The sequence below is a fragment of the Streptomyces sp. NPDC057623 genome (assembly GCF_042800355.1).
GTDB lineage: Bacteria > Actinomycetota > Actinomycetes > Streptomycetales > Streptomycetaceae > Streptomyces.
The window spans coordinates 37,744-56,616 of record NZ_JBHVGZ010000066.1 but is presented as its reverse complement, the minus strand read 5'-3'; the positions used below and the strand labels follow the sequence as shown (position 1 = coordinate 56,616).

The following is an 18,873-nucleotide window of genomic DNA, read 5'->3' as shown; positions in this document are numbered from 1 at the left end:
CGCGTCCTCATCGTCACCACCTTCGACCTCGACGAGTACGCCTACGACGGCCTGCGCGCCGGCGCCAGCGGCTTCCTGCTCAAGGATGCCCGCCCCGAGGAGCTCGTCGCGGGCATCCGCGCGGTCGCGACCGGCGACGCCGTCGTGGCCCCCCGCCTGACCCGCCGCCTGCTGGACGCGTACGCCCACCAGGTCCTCGCCCCGACCGACGGGCCCGTCCCGGAGGACCCCCGGCTCCAGACACTCAGCGACCGCGAACGCGAGGTCCTCGTCGCTGTCGCCCAGGGCTGGACCAACACGGAGATCGCCGAGCAGCTTGTCCTCACCGAGTCCACCGTGAAGAAACACGTCGGCCGGGTCCTGACAAAGATCGGCGCCCGCGACCGCATCCAGGCCGTGATCGTGGCATACGACGTCGGGCTGGTCAGGGCCAGGCCTTGACCGCGCGGTTCCGCAGCGGCACCAGGGGGAAACAGTGCCAACGCGACCCGCCCGAGCCACTCCCCCAAGTCGCTGCCTCTCCGCCAGGTGCCGAGGCCAACCGATGGCAAGGCGGAGGAGGTCCGGGATCGGATACCTGCTGCTGTCACGGCGCCCACTCGCCCCAGGAGATCGCCCTGCAACCTCCGCGAGCGACAAGGAGGCCGGCCCAAGTCGCATTCCAGGCAAACGTTCTCGCCGTTCCCCGAACGGTTGGGGCGGGCTCTTCTCTTCCCTGCCCCAACACGTCCAAAATCATCACCTGGTCAGTGCGGCCGTCCCAGGCCGGCCGGGCACGGTGTCGGACCCGGGGCCGTGCTCGTCGGCGAGCACCTTCTCCGGCAGGAGGAAAGCAGGCAAGAGGCCGAGCACGAACGCTGGACCAGGTAGCGGAACACCGGTGTCAGCGCACATATCAGACCGAAGTGGCGCACCGGAGGGTACTTGATCCTCCGGTGCTCCAGGACCTGCGTGGAGTCGTACAGCAGGGGCTCCTGAAATCGAATGTTGGTGAGAAGGGTGCAGGGTTCCAGGGCGGCGTACAGGCAGGCCCCGAGGCGACCGCCCCAGCAGTCACGTGGTCAGTAGGGTGCGCAGAAGTTCCGCAGAGCGTTCGACGTACGGCGTCGGCGAGTCGGCGGCGTCGCTTGAGGGGTCCGCGTCCATCCATCGTTCTATGCCCATGCGAACGCTGGATACCGCGATTGTGGCGATCAAGGTCGGCACCCTGTCCTCGGGGCGCTCGCACAGGCGCTGCGCGACGACTTCGGCGATCGACCGCTGCAAGCCGTCGAAACGTGCCGACAACGTGGCGAGCAGGACGGGGTGGCTGCGCGTCAGCGCGAGCGCCGCGAGCATCTCCTGGTGTGGCGGCGGATTGTCGGCCAGATCCCTGACGATCACCCGGGTCACGGCCGCGAGCAAGCCCCGAGGATGCGTGTCATCCGTCGCGGCGAATTCCGCTGCGAGCGCACGTGGCAGTTCGTCCGGTGGCCCCAGCAGGACGGCGGCCTCTTTGTTCGGAAAGTAATTGAAGAACGTGCGCGGCGAGACACCCGCCTCCGCGCTGATCCTGTCGACCGTGGCCTCATCGAAACCGTGTTCCTGGACCACGCGCAGAGCGGCTGCATGGATCACACGCCGCATCCGCATACGCCGCCGTACACGTCGGTCCTCACCCATGGGAGCCATGGAGAAACCCCTTCTCGTGAATCACGGGTGCGAACCCGTGCGCGTCGCACTCAGGCTTCAGCGAAGCGCTTCGTGGTGTGAGGCAGGTCTGCGTACACCTCGGCTCCCGAGTCCCTTTGGGTCACCACGCTGTGACAGTGCTCCGGAGGTTGGAGTTCGACGCCTGTTCGGCACACAGCGCGACGGTGCTGTGATCTTCATGGCAGTCACCCGCGTCCGTCAAGGTGCTGCTGTCGAAGGACCATGCACCGTGGTCAGCGTCCATGCGTGTGCGGGCCACTCGATACGTGGCAGGTGCGCTCGACGTCGTGACCACTCGGGGGTGGTGCGGTCGATGTCGGGGACCCTGCAGGTGCCGACGGGATTTCCCAGACGGCGACCGCGACATCCGGGTTACCGACGACCGTTGTGAACGTGTAGCGTGCCTGGTCGCGCGGACCGTACTGGGCGAGGCATGCGCACCTGCGAAGCCGGAATGACGAAGGCCCGGGTGACCGGTAGGACGCGGCGAGCCGCGCACCTGAACAAACGTGAGCGGTGGGGGCGAGCCTGGATTGGCCCGCCTCCACCTCGCGAGGCCGGGGGGGTTACCCCACGTCTGTGGAAGGCACCGGTTACGCCGCGGTGTTCTGCTCGGGGAAGGCAATGGCGTACTTGATCTTCTGCCCGGGTCTCGGCACGCTTGCGCGCCTGCTCGTCCGTCACGCTCGGATCCCTGTGCAGTGCCCGCTGTCGAAGTCCTGCCGGTCCGAGCCCGCCACGCGACGTAGATGCCGCCGGGTCGTTGTCGCTCGCTTCCGTCAGCGGGCCCTGCAGGCCGCGACAGCTCGATCGAGGGTGACGTGGTCGGCCCAGCTGCCGTGGAAGCCGAACGGGACCCGGCTGGGGAGCTCGACCCGGGCCAGTGGGGTCCTTCGCAGGTCGGCGGCGTCATAGATCAGTAGTCGCTGAGGTCTGTGGCCCGGTTCCACCACAGCGACAGCAGGTAGCCGTCGTCCTCGGCACGGGCGCCCGCGCGCCCGGCCGCCCAGCGCGGCACGGCGCGCTGTCTGACGGGGAGACGCGTGACCGCACTGGGCGGCGCCTCGGATGTGTGCGTCATGGTGGTTTCGCTCTCAGGGCGTCGAAAGGGAGATCAGGGGGTATGGCGACGGAAAACGGCCAGCCGCAGCACCAGGAAGCGGATGCCGGTCACCAGGACCGAGGAGACGGCGAGGACGAGGGTCTCGGCCGCGGCCGAGGCGTCCGGAACCGCATCGCGGAAGAGCGGCACCGCGCCCGAGGTGCCCAGGTAGCCGATGACGAACAGCACTCCGACGCCCACGTGCGCCCGCCCGGCGCCGATGCCGTCCGCGGAGTAGCGGAAGGTGAGCCTTCGGTTGGCCTCGGTGTTGAGGAGGGTGAGCACGAGCAGTGAGACGAAGTTGGCCACGGCAGGCTGCCACCAGCCGCGCAGCAGCCAGCACAGGAGGGCCTGTCCGACCGTCGAGGCGATGCCGATGGAAACGAAGCAGCCGGCCTGCCAGGCGAGTTGGGAGCGGGCCGTGTCCGAAGCAAGGACCGCGTCGGCATGTTCGGCAGCGGGTTGCGGGCGGCGCGGAACCGGGACTCGCACGGCGCCCGACGCCTTGAGGCGCGCCATGCGCCACAGACCCTTGAGATCGTCGGTGGCGGTGCCGACGACGTGGACCCGGGTGTCGACGTCCTCCACCCAGTCGACGGGGACCTCGTGGATACGCAGTCCGTTGTGCTCAGCGAGCAGCAGCAGCTCGGTGTCGAAGAACCAGGCATCGTCCCGGGTTCGGTCCAGCAGCGGGCGCAGCACTTCGGTACGGGCCGCCTTGAACCCGCACTGGGCGTCGCTGAAGCGAGCGCCATGTGTGACTCTGATCAACGCGTTGTAGCAACGCGAGATCATTTCACGGCGCGGACCGCGCACGGTGCGCGCACCGGGAGCCAGTCGGCTGCCGATGGCGAGATCGGAGTGACCGCTGGCCAACGGTGCGATCAGCGGCAACAGTCCGTCCAGGACCCAGCGAACGTCGCCGACCGGTCACTGCGCTGGATCTGGGAGGAATCACCGGCCTTCAACGCCTACCGCGGCACCGACTGGATGCCCTCTCCCTGCCGTGGCTGCGAGCGCCGCACCGAGGACTTCGGCGGCTGCCGGTGCCAGGCCCACGCCCTGACAGGGGATGCCGCCCGCACCGACCCGGCCTGCTCCCTGTCCCCCGACCACGCCACCCTGCTGGCCCTCACCGAGACCGACGTCTCACCGCGGCTCGTCTCTCGACGCCCGGCTTCGAAGCCGACCTCGCCGCACCGGACGGCCCCGGCCAGGCGGGGCAGCCAGTAGCCGACCTCGTCCACGCCCTGCCGAAGAAGCGGGCGGGCACCGGGCTCCCCCTGGGCTCCGACCAGAGGCGGAGTGTACGTTCGTACGCTCTGCTTGTAAGGTCCCCGCATGACTGTTGACGCACTGCGCGGACCTGCCCAGACCGAACGGCAGGCCCGTGTGGCCGTTGCCGTGCTGTTCTTCACCAACGGCGCCCTGCTCGCCAATCTTCTGCCGAGGTATCCGCAGATCAAGGAGGATCTCGGCGTCGGCAACGCGGCCTACGGACTGGCGGTGGCGGCCTTCCCGGCAGGCGCCATCGCGGCCGGCATGGCAGCCTCGATCCTCATCCGCAGGCTGGGCTCGGCACGAGTGGCGGTCATCGGTACCACGCTGACCGGCACAGGAATGCTCGTCGCCGGCGTGGCGGACTCGGTGATGGTGTTCGCGGGAGCGTTACTCCTGGCCGGAGCCATGGACGCGATCACCGATGTCGCGCAGAACGCCCAAGGCCTGCGTGTACAGCGCCGCTACGGACGCTCGATCATCAACTCCTTCCACGCCGTCTGGTCCATCGGAGCCGTAGTCGGTGGATCCATGGGGGCCGGCGCGATCGCGCTCGGCCTCTCCCGGGGGCAGCACCTGCTGATCTCGGCGACGCTGTTCGCAACCGTGGCCTGTGTCGCCCTGCGGTTCTGCCTGCCCGGTCCCGAAACCGAGCCGGCCGCGGACCCTGACGCCGAAGCCCGCCCACCACAGCGGACACGGCGAGCCGCGACGGGCACGCACCCCCGTCTCGTGCTGGCCGCGCTCGTCCTCATCGCCGTGGCCGGCACACTCGTCGAGGAGGCCGGCAGTTCCTGGGCCGCCGTCTATCTCGCCGACTCCCTCCATGCGTCGGCGGCGCTGGCGGCCTGGGGCTACATCGCCCTGGTCGGTGCTCAGTTCGTCGGCCGCCTCATCGGCGACCGCCTCGTCGACCGGTTCGGCCAGCGCTCTGTGGCCCGCGTCGGCGGCTTCATCACTGTGGCAGGCATGGGCCTGGCCCTGGCCGTGCCTACTGTGCCCGGGACGGTCCTCGGTTTCGCCGCGGCCGGATTCGGAGTGGCGACCCTGGTGCCTGCCACGCTTCAAGGAGCCGACGAGCTACCCGGTCTCAAGCCAGGATCAGGGCTCACGATCATTTCCTGGCTCATGCGTCTGGGCTTCCTGTTCTCCCCGCCGGTCGTCGGGCTCGTCGCCGATGCGGCCGGCCTTCGGACCGGGCTGTTGGTGATACCACTCGCCGGACTGCTCGTGATGCTGCTCGCAGGAGTTCTGCAGACCCGGCGCACATGAGCCCCTCAGGCCGACCGACCTCGTTTGCCGGGTCCCGTGACAGCCCGGGATGTACGTTCGTACGCTTGGGCTGTATGTTGCGCACATGTCGGAGGACTACTTCGCGCTGGACCCGCGAACGAACCTGGAACGCATGTTGGCGGGCGACCTCTACGTCGCCGACGACCCCGAGATCGCCCGTAGGCTGCAGCAGGCCGGGCTGCTGGCAGCCCGCTACCAGGCTGCCTACATCGAGGACCCCGCTGCCGCCCAGGCCATCCTCTCCGAACTCCTCGGTTCCGTGGGAGACGGGACCCACGTGCGGCCACCGCTGTTCGTCGACTACGGCAGCAACATCACGATCGGTGCCCGCACCTTCGTCAACTACAACCTGACCGCGCTGGACGTCGCCGCGATCACCATCGGCGACGACTGCCAGATCGGACCCGGCGTCCAACTGCTCACCCCCACCCATCCCGTGGCTCCTCAACCTCGCCGCGACAAACTCGAAGCCGCCAAACCGATCACCATCGGCAACAACGTCTGGCTGGGTGGCGGGGCCATCGTCCTGCCAGGCGTGACCATCGGAGACAACTCCGTCATCGGCGCCGGTGCCGTCGTCACCCAGGACGTGCCGGCCGACGTCGTCTCCGTGGGCAACCCCGCGCGCCCCGTCCGGAACCTGTGATCCTGACACCATGGCAACCGGACACACGGACCCGAAGCGACGCGAACGCATCATCGCCGCCACGCTCGACCTCATCGCCGAAGAGGGCATCGCGCAGGTCTCGCACCGGAAGATCGCCGCGCGGGCCGGCGTGCCCCTGGGATCGATGACGTACCACTTCAGCGGGATCGACCAGTTGCTCCAGGATGCCTTCAGTCACTTCGCCGATCACATCGTCGCGGTCTTCGATGCCCACCTCGCCGCCGCGGCCGACCGCGACCAGGCCCGTGTGGCCGTGGCGGACCTCGTGCACGCTCTGTCCGAGGGCAGCCGACGCAATCTTGTACTCACCCAGGAGCTGTACACGCTCGCCGCTCGCCAGCCGATCTACCGGCACCTCACCCACGAGTGGATGCGCCGCAGCCGAGTCCATCTTGAGAAGCACTTCGACCCGGAAACAGCCCACCAACTCGACGCTCTCATCGAGGGCTTGACGCTGCACCGTGCCCTGGCCACCGAACCGCACCCGTATGCCTTGACCCTCGATGCCATCTCCCGCATCACCGCGACCGGCCAGTGGAACGGCTGACAGGACTCAGCTGACACGACCCGCTCAAGCGTCCGGATCACAAGATCGTCGACAGAACCCGGATCGTCATGTGGATGGCGTCGATGAAGACCACCCGATAGACGGCGTCGAGAAGCCGGCTCTGCCGATCGGCCATGCCCTCCAGACCTTGTCGGTGATGGTGGAGATGGTCTGGCGGGAGACCTCGGCACCTTAGACCTCCGCCAAGTGGGCTTGGACCTCGCCGGTGGTCAAGCCCTTCGCGCCCGGCAGGCGCTTCTGCCACTTCTTTACGATCTTCGGTTCAAAAGAGCCGTCCCCGGGCGGGGCACGGATATCTCCACCGGCCCGACATCGGCCAGCACGGTCTTGGAGCGTTTGCCGTGGCGGGAGCTGCCGCCGTCCTTACCTGTCGGATCGTACTTGTCACAGCCGAGGTGATCGGTGATCTCGTCCTCAAGAGCGGACTCCAGCAGCGGCTTGGTCAGCTGCTGGAGCAGCCCTCCGTCTGACAGTCCCCAGGGAGTCAGCCGATCGCCGACGGGGGCACGGAGACCGATGCCAGACGCAACACCGCCTTCGGCGGGCTGGTCGGCGTCCTCGGCGGTCCACTCAGCCTCTCGACGGGCTGGGGCTTCGGCGCGGTGATCGGCTCAGTCTGCGACTGCAAGGCGGGCCACCGAGGCCACCGTCGCAGTCGGCTTCTTCGCTGCGCACGTCCCGCCCAACGGCACGGCCGTCCTGGCCGAGGCCAGGGAGTCCTATACGCAAGCCCCGGACGTGCTGGTCATGTGCTACGACGCCGTCCTCGAGCGCCGCCCGAGCGACAGAAGCTCGCAACGTGACCGGCGGAGCCCCACGGGAGCGGAGCAGCACCCGTGGGGCTCCGCTCCCCAGACCGCTCTCCCTAAGCGAGTCGGCTGCGGGGCCGCCCACTCGTGCGGTTGCTGAGCAGGCCGGTGAGGCAGTGACTGAACACCGCGCTAACGGCAGCGAGGCCCATAACGCCGCCACGTCAAGCAGTTCGCGATGAGTCGTGAAGGGGGTGAAGGCTGACACGAGGGATTACCCTTTTTGTCTGATTTAGGGATAATTTAGTGTCATGCCCCAAAATCTGGGTGAGTAGGAGGTGTCGTGGCTGCCAGAGATGCCGCACCTGGGGGTCGCGTCGAGTGGCCGAAGTCGGCGGAGCTGAGCTTCATGGCAGCTTCGCCGGAATTGCGCTCTGACGCGGAGACGCTGGCTCTGGCTCTTCGGCAGGCGACGACGTGTCTGGCCGGCCTGGGCGCCTTGGTGCATCGGCGCGGTTCCGCCGGCGGCCCGCTGCGCCTTGCGGCGGCCTCGGGCCTTGACCAGCAAAGCATCGAGGCGTGGAGGGATCTACGCAGTGATCAGGACGTGGCTCCCGCAAGCGCCGTGCGGCATGGCGCCTTCGTCTGGATGGCGAGCGACAGCTTGGGGGTAGGGGCGACCGGCACGGCATCGGTGCCCCTGGAGGGCGCGGACGCGCCGGTCGGTGCGTTGTCGGTGCTCACCACACGGGCCACCGAGCCGGAGGAGGTACAGCGGTCCTTTCTGCTTTCGCTTGCCAAATGGGCCGCTGCGCGCCTGGAGGGCACGCCGGTGGCACCCCCGGGCGATGGTCCGGCGACCGGGGCCGAGCGGAGTGTCCTGATGAGCGAACTGACCGCAGCGCTCGCCGATGCCCTCACGTCCAAGGACGTCGTGGAAGCTGTCGCCAGGCACATCCTGCCTCCCCTCCACGCCGACGGGCTGGGGATCGATGTCGTCGAAGGCAACCGTCTGCGCCTCGTCGGCATGGTCGGAGTTCCACCGGAATTCACACGCCGGCTGGACGGCCGCCCGCTGTCATCCCATTCCGTGGACGCCGAAGTGCTCCGCACACGTACACCCGCCTTCATCGGATCGATCGACGAGTTCAGGCGGCGTTATCCGGGCATGGCGGACGTGGCGGTCGCGTCCTCGAAGAAGGCGTGGGCGTTCCTGCCTCTGATCGGCTCCGGGCGCGCCATGGGCTGCTGTGTCGTCTCCTTCGACCGGCCTCGTTCCTTCAGCGGTGAGGAGCGCACATTGTTGATGGCCCTCAGCGGTCTGGTGGGCCAGGCGCTGGAGCGGGCCCGCTTGTACGACGGTGAACACTCCCGCGCGCAGGAGCTGCAACGTGATCTGCTGCCCCGGGAGCTGCCGCACCTGCCCGCCGTCCACGCGGCAGCGCGCTACCTGCCCGCAGGCCGTGGCGACCAGGTGGGCGGTGACTGGTACGACGTGATCCCGCTGTCCGCCGACCGGGTCGCCATGGTGATCGGTGACGTGATGGGGCACGGAATCACCGAAGCGGCCACCATGGGCCGACTGCGCACAGCCCTGCGGACCCTCGCCGACCTCGAACTGCCTCCCGACGAGCTGCTCAGCCGCCTCAACGACATCGTCCACGAGCTCGGTCAGGACTCCTACGCAACCTGCCTGTACTCCGTCTTCGACCCCGTCAGCCGTACCCTCTCACTGTCCCTCGCCGGTCACCCCCCACCGCTCGTCCTGCACCGTGATGGCACGGTCCACCGCCCGGTCCTGGCCCCCGACCCGCCTCTGGGCGCGGCCGACCCGCCCTTCGCTCTGCACGAACTGCAACTGCCACAGCAAAGCCTCCTGGCCTTCTGCACCGACGGCCTTCTCGAAGCCTCCACCGGGGACCTCGAACAGGGACTGACCCAGCTCCAGCAGACTCTGGCCCGCGCCGCGGCCCTGACGCCCTGCTTCCCGAACGGAGACCCGGACACCACCTCCGGACACCTCGACGACCTGTGCGACCAGGTCCTCTCGGCGCTGCTCCCCGACCATGAACAAACCGACGACGACGCGGTACTCCTCATAGCCCGCACCATGCCCACCGCCACCGGTGACATCGCCACATACAGCCTGCCCCGACATCCCCGGGCAGCCGCACAGGCCCGCCAACACGTCCGCGAGCAGCTGGCCGGCTGGGGACTGAACGACCTCGTCATGACCACCGAACTCCTGGCCAGCGAGCTCGTCGGCAATGTCGTCCGGCATGCCAAGGGCCCCATACGCCTGCGCCTGCTGCGCAGCCGGACACTGATCTGCGAGGTCTACGACGGCAGCCTCACCACCCCCCGCATCCGCCGTGCCACATACACCGACGAGGGAGGCCGAGGACTGCAGCTGGTAGCAGCCCTCTCCGACCGCTGGGGCGCTCGCTACCTCAGCGACGGCAAGTGCATCTGGGCAGAACAGAGCCTCCCGCATCAGGCCGGCACAGCGGTCCCTGGCCGTCCACATAGCACTGCCCAGACAAGGCGCGCCGCGACAGACACATGACCGGAGAGCAACAAACGCCCAGGGCTCCCTGGACGTCGACCAACCACGTCGGTCGCCGGTGGTCGTCACTGCTCGCGCATTCATCACCACGAGGCCATCAGAACCGGCGGCTCGCCGCCACCTACTCATCCGACCCAGCGGCTACCGACGGCGGTCCTCCAACGAAGTCGGCAAGTGGACCACCCACCGCATTGGAGTACTAGTTCTTGCCGTCCGGGACGCCGGGAGTGACCAGCAGTTGGTGACGGAGCAGCTCGGTGAGCCATTGCTGGTATGCCTCATCGGACCATCCGCGTCCGTTGGTGGCGCGGAAGTAGAGCTCCAGGCTGCTCAGCATCAACCCGCGGTCGACGGCCTGCTGTTGGGTCAGGCCCGGCGCGAGCATGCCGGCGGCGGCCAGCGCGTCGATGATGGGTTCCAGCCAGGCCTGCGCGTTGCGGTCGCCCTGTTCTCGTAGGTCCAGGACAGCAGGGTCGCCACCGGCGTTGAGTGCTGCGGCCAGCACGTCCCGGCCGGTGGCGAACAGGGTGCGGTGCCATGCCGCGTACCACTCCAGCTTGCGCCGGGGGTCAGGCTCGGCCTCGATACGTGCGCGCCAGTCTTCACCGTCGGCCTCGGTTTCGAGGCGGCTCACCAGCTCGCGCATGATTTCGCCTTTGCTGCTGAACACGGCGTACACGGTTGGTGTGGCCACCCCGGCATGCTCGGCGATGAGCGCCACAGTGGTACCGGCGAACCCTCGTGTGGCGAACAGCTCACGGGCCGCGGCGGCGATGCGCCCACGCGTGTCGGCTGCACGCTCGTCGCGCAGTGCAGATCTGTACCGGCGCCGTCGCGCCGAGCCCGAAGAACCTGCCTGCCCGTCTCGTCGACCTTGCACATCACTCACGGTTGACACACTAGCAGATATAGCACACTATATTGAAAGTAGCTCGATAAGATGGAGTAGGAGGTGATCGTGATGCGCTTCGTCGACGGCCTGTACGCCCGCCCGCACCATCCGCGGCTCCGCTGTCGGCCGGCAGCCACCCAGCGTGCGGACCTAGCCCACGCGCTGAAACGGCACCCGAAGTCACCGTCGCGGTTGTTGCGCGGACACAGTGGACGGTTACGGGTCGACCGCCGAACCTGACCCACGACCCCAGGACGTCAAACACGGCCGCCCAAGAGCGGCTCGGCACCATCACCGGCGGCAATCTCTACGCGCCACGCGACAGGCGCCAACTCGTCCGGCCAGCAAAACGGCAATTCCACCTCCCGAGGACCGGCCCGCTCGCCACCTGTTGCACACAACCTGCATCGGCGATTCATACAGAATTAACAAAAAGGGGAATCCTAATGGCTTCCACATCCACCTTTCCCGCCAGCGAAAAAGGTAAAGCGAAGCACGGAAAAGCAAAGCCGGATTCCCCGAACCCTGTGGGCACAACGGTCATCATCGCTGTCCTCGGCGTGTTCGTGACCTACCTGCCCATCAACGGCGTAAGCGGCGCTCTCACCACCATTGCCCAGGCCACCCACGCGAACACCACGGAATTGCAATGGGTGACCGATAGCTATGTGATTCCCATGGCGGCGGCAGTTCTGTCGGGCGGAGTTTTCGGCGACCTGTACGGGCGACGGCGCGTCTTCTCGCTCGGATTGATACTCACGGCGATCGGTGCGGTCACCGCCGGGCTGGCGAGTCTGCTCGGCTCGGCCGCTGTTCCGACACTTTGGGCAGGACAGGCAGTGTCGGGGCTGGGGGCAGGTTTGTTGCTGCCGACGACTCTCGCCTTGATTGCGCACGCAGTCCCCGATCCCCGTGCACGCGGGCGCTACATCAGTATTTGGGCGACCGGAATCGTGGGAGGTCTCGCTGCGGGGCCGTTGATTTGTGGCGCAATACTGGAATTCGCCGACTTGGGCTGGATATTTTTGCCCACTGGCCTTCTTGCGGTGACGGCAGGAGTATTCGCACATTTTACGCTGCCCGAGTCGAAGAATGCGGTGGGTCGGCAGCTGGACTGGCCCGGGCAGATCAGCGCGACGATCGGTATCGCGTCCATCATCTTTGGTGTCATTGAAGGCGGGGCGCAGGGGTGGGGGTCGCCTGTCGCCCAGGCAGGCTTTGCCGTGGGCGCCGTGTCCGTCGCAGCTTTCATCTTGTTCGAGTTGCGATCCCCAGCTCCGTTGATGGACCTGCGTCTCTTCCGCTCGACGGGTTTCAGCGTGGCAGCATTTTCGTCGCTCATCGCGCTGTTCGCCATCGTGGGCATCACGTTTCTGCTGAGCCTGTACCTGGGCAGTGGGCAGCCTCGCTCCGCACTGGAGATCGGACTGAGGCTGATCTTCGTTCCAGGAACAGCCGCGCTGGTCAGCCCCTTCGCGGGACGCCTCGTGGGCATGGTCGAGCCGGTCCACGTCCTGACTGCCGGTCTGGTGGTCGGCGCGGTGGGAACACTGCTGCTCGCGAACATCGACACCTCAACGAGCTTCCCGGATCTTGCCTGGCGTCTGGCTGTGTTCGGCGTCTCCGTCGCACTGATGCTCACCTCGGGCACCGTGGTGTCGGTGAATTCGGCCCCCTGGCATCTGGCAGGTATGGCCTCCGCGGCCAGCACGGCGATGAGGCAGTTCGGTGGAGCGCTCGGTCCCGCCATCCTCGGTTCCATCTACGTGGGCCAACTGCACAACGGCGGTTCGGCAGCATCCGGGCTCAGGGCAGCGTTGCTGACGACCGGCGTGCTCTTGAGTACCGGCGCGGTGGGCTGCGTCGCTACGGTGCTCGTCTCTCGCCGCCCCTCGGCGGAGACCTAGTCGTGCAGGCCGACCATCACCGCAGGGTGTTGTCGTGCGACCGCCACCGCCGCCCACAGCCTGGCGCCCTTCAGACCCACACACGCCTCGGGCCACATGGGCCGTTACTCCCACCGCACCACTGTTGCGCCTGGCGGGCCGCCGCCCGCGGCTCAACGCCTCGATCGGCGCCACCTTCAGACCTGATTCGGCACCCGGCCGACCAACCCATCAAGGAGAACACCGCATGACTGACCTGAAGATCGCCATCATCGTCGGCAGCACCCGTCCCGGCCGCAACGGCAAGGCCGTCGCCGACTGGGTGGTGTCCCGCGCAGCGGCCCGCACCGGCGCCGACTACGAGCTGGTCGATCTTGCCGACTACCCCCTGCCTCACCTGGACGAGGCCATCCCGCCGTCCATGGGCCAGTACGAGGGCGAACACACCAAGGCATGGGCGGCGAAGATCACCGAGTTCGACGGATACGTCTTCGTCACCCCCGAGTACAACCACTCCACCTCCGGCGTGCTGAAGAACGCGATCGACTACCTGTACCGAGAGTGGAACAACAAGGCTGCCGCCTTCGTCTCCTACGGTTCCCTCGGCGGCGCACGGGCCATAGAGCACCTGCGGGCCGTTGCCAGTGAACTGCAACTGGCCCACGTACGCCAGCAGCTGTCCTTCTCGCTGTTCACCGACTTCGAGGACTTCTCAGTCTTCAAGCCCGGCGAGCAGCACAGCGCCGCCGCCACCGTCTTGTTCGACCAGCTCGAGTCCTGGGCCCTCGCCCTCAAGACCGTCAGGGTCAGAGACCGCGTGGTGATGTGATGGAGAACCTGGATGATCTCACTTCGGTGGTGTGCAGGATACTCGTCCACCTCCTTGTCGAAGATGGGGTGGACCAGCCCGTGATCGTTGATCTGCGATACACCAGCGCCGATCCGTATGCTGTGGTCATGACATTCCACCCGTCCCCTGACGCGAGGGTGCGATGGGTCATCGGTCGCGATCTCCTCCTGGGCGGACGGAATCGCCTCGTCGGCGTCGGTGACGTCCAGATCTGGCCGTCACAGCATGCCTCTCTGGGCAAGGTATGCATCGGCCTACGCCCGCGCGGGAACAAGGAAGCGGTTGTCGTAGTGGCCTCGGGGCGATCCCTTGACGCCTTCCTGCGGAGAACTCTGGTGGTGGTGCCGGTCGGCACCGAGGAACGTCATCTGGATATGGACGGAACCGTCCAGCAACTTCTCAGCGGCCCTGACAAGCCGGACATGACCCGATGAAGGAACGGCTCGTGGTCTCCGTCGGCGACCACGTCACGGAAGGCTCGGCGGCATCGCGCTACCCCCGACGATCCGCGATGCCTTCGCCGAGCGGGCGGTGCGGCTGCGGCCGGACGAGTGGGAGGGCGCCGCTCAGCAGGTCGATGAACGCCTGGGCCGTCCGCGGACGGGCGGCCCTCGGTGGCCGTGATCAGCGAGACCTCCCACCACGCCTCCGGGCGCACGGCCGGAGGGCGACGGGGCGTGAGCCCGCGGCCATCGAGACGCTCAGAACGCGAAGCCGCTTTTATCCTTGACCAGTTCGAGCACCGTGGGGATACCGGGGTCTTCCACAGCGATCACCGACGCACCACGGCTGCCAGGAACAGCCGGTCCGCGCTGAACGGGGTCCCCCATCCGGAGGAAATCCCACGAAACTCTCGCCGCCGAGTTCAGCGAGCAGGACGACCCGGCGCCGGGTCAGCGGGTGGTCGTCCGGGCAGGCCGGCAAGATCGGCTCGGAGGCCATCGGGTGTGCCTTCAGGCCGGGCAGATAGTCGCCGGGCAGGGCGGCGAAGGCCAGATCGAGCGTGCCGTCGAGCACACGGCGGCCAGTTCGACCACTCCGCCCATAATAGCGCTTGGGATGATCTGCACCTGCGGGTGTTCCTGGCGGTAACGAGTCAGCACGGCGGCAAGTCGATCAACGTCAGCGAGTGCGTCTGCCGAGCGGCACGGTGCCGCCCAGTCCGCCGTGCGCAGCAGCGACGGCGTCTCGGGCGGCATCCACCGCGCTCAGCGCGCTACGTGCCTCCGCCAGCAGCACCCGCCCCGCATCGGTGAGTTCGACGCGGCGGGTGGTGCGATCGAACAGCCGGCCGCCCAACTCCCGTTCCAGCGACCGAATGGAGACGGACAACGCCGACTGGACAAGGTGGAGGCGAGCCGCAGCACGGCTCGATGCGGGCCTGCCAGGACTGCTGGTGGCCAGGATCTTCAATGGGGGCCTCGGTGGGCCTGACGACCGCGACGGCCACCGCGTACCTCGGTGAGCTGCATCGGCGGCATCGGTGTCGGTCCGCTGGCCGCAAGGCCGCTGGCCCTGTGACCGCGTGCACGGTGATGCTGGTTTTCGAGGTTGTCGTGGCACCCCGCCGTGGTGGCCTGGCTGGTCACCATGCTCCCCTTGGCCGGACCGTCGGCCCTGGTCAGCGGCGTACTGATCACCCTGCGGCAGCGGACTCGCCCTCGGGGTGGCACACCCGACACCCTGTACGTCGGCCTCGCACCGCACAGTGTCCTGCTCGCCTTGGCGGCGGTCGATCTACGTCCGGATGGGCATCGTCGCCCTGCTCTCCGGTTTTCCTGACGCCGCGGCAGCTGTCGCTCATGTCGGCGTCTTCTGATGGCGGTCTCGGCCGGCTGCCGTACGTCCCGAGGCCGGGTAAGAGGCTTCAGCCCAAGGCCGCACGGCTCCGTGCGGCGGTTGCGCCGAGCGGCATGGCCGGGCCGTCGTGGTGGATCGGGATGTGCGCGCCGGTCAGCGGCGCGCCGGTGCCGCCGCGCCGGGCGGCGACGACTTCGGCGGCGATGGACAGTGCGGTCTCCTCCGCGGTCCGCCCCCCGAGATCGAGGCCTATGGGAGAGCGCAGGCGTGCCAACTCCCCCACGGTGACTCCGGCATCGCGCAGACGCCGTTGGCGATCTTCGTGGGTGCGGCGGGAGCCCAGGGCCCCGATGTACGCGACCGGTAGCCGCAGTGCCAGCCTCAGGAGCGGGATGTCGAACTTGGCATCGTGGGTGAGCACACACAGCACGGTGCGTCCGTCCATGGCGGTCGCTGCGAGATAGCGGTGCGGCCAGTCGACGACCACCTCGTCCGCGTCCGGGAACCGTGCTCTGGTGGCGAACACGGGGCGGGCGTCGCACACGGTCACGTGGTAACCGAGGAACTTGCCGAGCCGCACCAGCGCCGAGGCGAAGTCGATCGCGCCGAACACGATCATGCGCGGTGCCGGAACGGTCGACTCGACCAGCAGAGTGAGCGGCCGTCCGCAGTACGAGCCGTCGGCCCCGACGGTGACCGTCCCGGTGCGCCCCGCGTCCAAGAGCGCTCGGGCCTCAGCGGCGGCCGTGCGGTCCAGTCCGGGGTGGGCGCCGAAGCCACCCTCGTACGAGCCGTCGGGGCGTACTAGAAGAGCGTGCCCCATCACCTCGGTCGGCCCGTCCGTGATACGAGCCAGTGCCACGGCATCCCCCGCCTCGGCGGCGGCAAGCACCGTGGCGTACACGTTCCGTCCGGGAGTGTCCGAGCGGACCGGCGTGACGAGGATGTCGATGACTCCGCCGCAGGTCAGGCCCACGGCGAAGGCGTCGTCGTCGCTGTAGCCGAAGCGTGCCGACGTCGTCTCGCCGTCAGCCAGGGCCTGTTCGCACAACTCGTACACGGCCCCCTCCACGCAGCCGCCGGAGACCGACCCGATCGCCGTGCCGTGGGCGTCGACGGCGAGCGCGGCGCCGGGTGGACGAGGCGTGCTGCCGCTCACCGCCACGACGGTGGCCACGGCGACGTCGCGTCCTTGCGCGATCCATGGGTGCAGGGCTTGGGCAATGTCCAGCATGTCGTTCTCCAACCGGTTCCGGTCGAGCCGCGGATACGTCGCCGGTGGCGGGGTTCACAGAACGGGAAGCACCACGGCTGAAGGCCATTCGGGGCTCGAGTGGAGCGTGACGCGTCCGCCGAAGATCTCCGCCGGACGGTCCCGCGGATCGTCGTGCGACATGAAGACCACGGGTTTCTGACGCTCCGCCCGCTCGAAGTCCCGGCCGGCGATGGTCAGTTGCAGGCGGCTGCCTGCCGGGAGCCGCAGGCTGGTCGGCCAGAGCGAGACGGTCACCTCGTAGACCTCTCCAGGCACAAGGGGCTGTCGCTCGTCGTGGGTATGGAGAGGTTCCAGTTCGGTCGAGTGGTCGGGATCGAGCTTGCGCTGGGAGACCCGCAACCAGCCTTGCGTCAGCGGCGCGGCCGGGTCGACCGCGGCCAGGAACGTCACCTCCTCGCCATCGGGAGCGAACGCCTGGACCGTGATGAACAAGTCGGTGTCGGGGGTTTCACACGACAGCCAGAGCCGCGACGCGAGGGGCCCGGCGAGGGTCAGCTCCTCCTCCAGGGGGGCCGTCGAGAGGATCACAGCGTCCTCGAACGGCGAGTAGGAGGCCTGGGTGGGCCGCTCTGGTGCCGCCGGCGACAGCATGTTCTCGGCGAAGTCCAGGTGCAGGGACCGCAGGGTCGTGGAGGGTAGCGGCCAGTCCGAGCCTTCGACGATGTCGGCCCCGCCGTCGACGGTCCGGACCGCGACACTCACCCGCGACAGGTCGAAGTCGTTGTCGATCTCTTTCAGATGGCGGTCGAAGAAGGCCCGGAAGAGAGCGACCCGTTCGGGGGTGAAGAACGTGAAGAAGTAGGAGCCGTCTTCCACCAGAAGCCACTTCTCAGGTGAGGACAGCCCCTTCCAGCCGTTGATCGTCCCGCGTGACTGGAGCCCGAGCCCGCCCCAGTTCGCGACCACCAGCGCGGGCAGGTCGATCGCCGCGAGATCGGCGGTCCGGGCCTGGTGCCACTCGTCGAGCAACGGATGGGCGAGAATCTCGCCGGGGTAGTCGACCCGGTTGCGGACCAGTTCCTCCTCGCTCAGCGGCGGACCGGTGTTGACCTCGCCGGTGTACATGTCGGGCAACGTGCAGGCGGGGTTGCCGTGCTGGTTGTTCTTCCCTTCGCGTTCCCACCAGTGGGTGGTGAAGCCGCTGGAGTAGATGCCGTCGTTGTGGGTGCGGTCGCGGTAGAAGTCGTAGGTCCCCTGGCAGGCGATGATCGCCTTCAAACAGGGTGGTTTGCGCGCCGCGACCCGCCAGTTCGCCGCGGTGATGTAACCCAGCCCGACCAGTCCCACCGATCCGCTGCTCCACGGCTGCTCGCCGGCCCAGGCGATCGCGTCGCAGCAGTCGTCGATCTGCGCCGGCGAGTTCGGCTCCATGAAGCCTGCCGACTTGCCCGTGCCCCGCACGTCCATCTGCACCACGGCGTAGCCGTGACAGACCCACACCTCGGGATCTATGCACTCCCAGATCATGTGCTGCCCGGACGAGGCCTCGAGAACCTCCGGGTAGTGATCGAGCAGCACCTGCCAGACGGACGGGAACAGGTTCCGGACGTGCACGTCCTTGCCGTACGGCGTCGCCGACACGATCACCGGGCAACGGCCGCCGTCGGCGGGCCGGTAGACGTTCGCCCGCAGCACGGCACCGTCGCTCATGGGGATGGCGACGTCGCGCTCGACCAGCATCTCCGGCCCACCGCTCGTTCCCGCTGCCGTTCCCGGCGCGCTCATGCCCCGAACCTGGCGTCGCGCTTGTTGATCAGGAACTCGTCGATCCCCTGCTTCGCGTCCGCCCGCGTCAGGGACAGCGCCTGGGCGATGCTCTCGGTGAACAGGCCGGCCTCGCTGGGCATCTCGCTGATCTGGCTGATCGCGTTGACGATCATGTAGTTGGCGATGGGGGCGTTCTCACTGACCTGCTCGGCCAGTTCCAGGGCCTTGGCGAGGGACTCGCCCTCGGGCACGAGGTAGTGACTCAGGCCCAGCCGCTGCCCCTCCTCGGCGTCGACCTTGCGGCCGGTGAGCATCAGCTCGGTCATCCGGTCGGGTCCGAGGAGCCGCGAGACGTGGACGGTCCCGCCGCCGCCGAGAAAGAATCCGCGCCTGCCCTCGGGCAGGCGGAAGAACGTCGTGGTGGTGGAGGCGCGGGCGTGCTTCCACCACACCACCCCCCAACCCGCCACCACCACCCCACCCCTGGGGGCACCTACCACAGGACAACCCCCGGACCGGAACAAGTCGGAGGCCCCCCTGGTTAGCC

At 68.1% G+C, this 18,873-nt stretch carries 19 protein-coding genes and 1 pseudogene; 9 read left to right on the top strand and 11 right to left on the bottom strand.

Going from position 1 to position 18,873, the window contains the following annotated elements:
- The coding region (locus ACFU95_RS40625) for a LuxR C-terminal-related transcriptional regulator (RefSeq protein ID WP_383839347.1) at positions 1-441 on the top strand (441 nt) is incomplete at its 5' end.
- Positions 442-1,053: 612 nt separating this feature from the next.
- Here the strand turns inward: ACFU95_RS40625 and ACFU95_RS40620 are convergent.
- The 4 genes from ACFU95_RS40620 to ACFU95_RS40605 all read right to left on the bottom strand — a co-directional run bounded on the left by ACFU95_RS40620 (position 1,054) and on the right by ACFU95_RS40605 (position 3,670).
- On the bottom strand, positions 1,054-1,617 hold the full coding sequence (locus tag ACFU95_RS40620; protein WP_383839344.1) for a TetR family transcriptional regulator: 564 nt from the start codon (positions 1,615-1,617) through the stop codon (positions 1,054-1,056).
- Positions 1,618-2,471: 854 nt separating this feature from the next.
- A complete protein-coding gene (locus ACFU95_RS40615; RefSeq protein WP_383839342.1) occupies positions 2,472-2,642 on the bottom strand; it encodes a carotenoid oxygenase family protein in 171 nt (56 codons plus the stop codon).
- Positions 2,609-2,773, bottom strand: a complete 165-nt coding sequence (locus ACFU95_RS40610; protein ID WP_383839339.1) for a hypothetical protein — start codon at positions 2,771-2,773, stop codon at positions 2,609-2,611. Before ACFU95_RS40610 ends, ACFU95_RS40615 begins: the two co-directional genes overlap by 34 nt.
- Before the next feature lie 33 nt (positions 2,774-2,806).
- Complete coding sequence (locus tag ACFU95_RS40605) at positions 2,807-3,670, bottom strand: GtrA family protein (protein WP_383839336.1); 864 nt, start codon at positions 3,668-3,670, stop codon at positions 2,807-2,809.
- On the opposite strand from ACFU95_RS40605, the gene ACFU95_RS40600 reads away from it, so the two are divergent.
- The 4 genes from ACFU95_RS40600 to ACFU95_RS40585 all read left to right on the top strand — a co-directional run bounded on the left by ACFU95_RS40600 (position 3,656) and on the right by ACFU95_RS40585 (position 6,579).
- Positions 3,656-4,027 (top strand): hypothetical protein, encoded by a 372-nt coding sequence (locus tag ACFU95_RS40600; protein WP_383839333.1) that lies wholly within the window; start codon positions 3,656-3,658, stop codon positions 4,025-4,027. The genes ACFU95_RS40605 and ACFU95_RS40600 overlap by 15 nt on opposite strands.
- A gap of 108 nt (positions 4,028-4,135) precedes the next feature.
- Positions 4,136-5,344, top strand: a complete 1,209-nt coding sequence (locus tag ACFU95_RS40595) for an MFS transporter (RefSeq protein WP_383839330.1) — start codon at positions 4,136-4,138, stop codon at positions 5,342-5,344.
- 85 nt (positions 5,345-5,429) lie between these two features.
- Positions 5,430-6,011, top strand: coding sequence for a sugar O-acetyltransferase (locus tag ACFU95_RS40590; RefSeq protein WP_383839327.1), 582 nt, complete (start codon positions 5,430-5,432; stop codon positions 6,009-6,011).
- A gap of 10 nt (positions 6,012-6,021) precedes the next feature.
- Positions 6,022-6,579: a TetR/AcrR family transcriptional regulator gene (locus ACFU95_RS40585; protein WP_383839325.1), complete on the top strand. Its 558-nt coding sequence runs from the start codon at positions 6,022-6,024 to the stop codon at positions 6,577-6,579.
- A 58-nt stretch (positions 6,580-6,637) separates the two neighbouring features.
- On the opposite strand, the pseudogene ACFU95_RS40580 reads toward ACFU95_RS40585, so the two are convergent.
- A pseudogene (locus tag ACFU95_RS40580) lies at positions 6,638-7,118 on the bottom strand (transposase); the annotation flags it as partial.
- A 1,114-nt stretch (positions 7,119-8,232) separates the two neighbouring features.
- Between ACFU95_RS40580 and ACFU95_RS40575 the strand changes: the two are divergent.
- The gene (locus tag ACFU95_RS40575; RefSeq protein WP_383839322.1) at positions 8,233-9,915 is read left to right on the top strand and encodes a SpoIIE family protein phosphatase; all 1,683 of its coding nucleotides are present in this window, start codon (positions 8,233-8,235) and stop codon (positions 9,913-9,915) included.
- A gap of 199 nt (positions 9,916-10,114) precedes the next feature.
- Here the strand turns inward: ACFU95_RS40575 and ACFU95_RS40570 are convergent, their stop codons facing one another.
- Positions 10,115-10,795, bottom strand: a complete 681-nt coding sequence (locus tag ACFU95_RS40570) for a TetR/AcrR family transcriptional regulator (RefSeq protein ID WP_383839353.1) — start codon at positions 10,793-10,795, stop codon at positions 10,115-10,117.
- Between the two features lie 458 nt (positions 10,796-11,253).
- Here ACFU95_RS40570 and ACFU95_RS40565 point away from each other — a divergent pair, with 458 nt between their 5' ends.
- The 3 genes from ACFU95_RS40565 (at position 11,254) to ACFU95_RS40555 (ending at position 13,977) form a co-directional block, all read left to right on the top strand.
- Entirely contained in the window at positions 11,254-12,714 is a 1,461-nt protein-coding gene (locus tag ACFU95_RS40565) for an MFS transporter (RefSeq protein WP_383839319.1), read from the top strand.
- 226 nt (positions 12,715-12,940) lie between these two features.
- Positions 12,941-13,522 (top strand): NADPH-dependent FMN reductase, encoded by a 582-nt coding sequence (locus tag ACFU95_RS40560; RefSeq protein WP_383839316.1) that lies wholly within the window; start codon positions 12,941-12,943, stop codon positions 13,520-13,522.
- Complete coding sequence (locus tag ACFU95_RS40555) at positions 13,522-13,977, top strand: SsgA family sporulation/cell division regulator (RefSeq protein ID WP_383839314.1); 456 nt, start codon at positions 13,522-13,524, stop codon at positions 13,975-13,977. The genes ACFU95_RS40560 and ACFU95_RS40555 overlap by 1 nt, the downstream gene beginning before the upstream one ends.
- Before the next feature lie 286 nt (positions 13,978-14,263).
- Here ACFU95_RS40555 and ACFU95_RS40550 read toward each other — a convergent pair whose 3' ends face one another.
- From ACFU95_RS40550 to ACFU95_RS40530, 5 genes are all read right to left on the bottom strand, one after another.
- Complete coding sequence (locus tag ACFU95_RS40550) at positions 14,264-14,560, bottom strand: LysR substrate-binding domain-containing protein (protein ID WP_383839311.1); 297 nt, start codon at positions 14,558-14,560, stop codon at positions 14,264-14,266.
- A gap of 105 nt (positions 14,561-14,665) precedes the next feature.
- Positions 14,666-15,106, bottom strand: a complete 441-nt coding sequence (locus tag ACFU95_RS40545) for a LysR family transcriptional regulator (protein WP_383839308.1) — start codon at positions 15,104-15,106, stop codon at positions 14,666-14,668.
- Between the two features lie 304 nt (positions 15,107-15,410).
- Positions 15,411-16,577 carry an XdhC family protein gene (locus ACFU95_RS40540; RefSeq protein ID WP_383839306.1) on the bottom strand — a complete coding sequence of 389 codons (1,167 nt, stop codon included), beginning with the start codon at positions 16,575-16,577 and terminating at the stop codon, positions 15,411-15,413.
- Positions 16,578-16,631: 54 nt separating this feature from the next.
- Complete coding sequence (locus tag ACFU95_RS40535; RefSeq protein ID WP_383839303.1) at positions 16,632-18,344, bottom strand: CocE/NonD family hydrolase; 1,713 nt, start codon at positions 18,342-18,344, stop codon at positions 16,632-16,634.
- On the bottom strand, positions 18,341-18,826 hold the full coding sequence (locus tag ACFU95_RS40530) for an enoyl-CoA hydratase-related protein (RefSeq protein ID WP_383839300.1): 486 nt from the start codon (positions 18,824-18,826) through the stop codon (positions 18,341-18,343). Before ACFU95_RS40530 ends, ACFU95_RS40535 begins: the two co-directional genes overlap by 4 nt.
- Positions 18,827-18,873 lie beyond the last annotated feature (47 nt).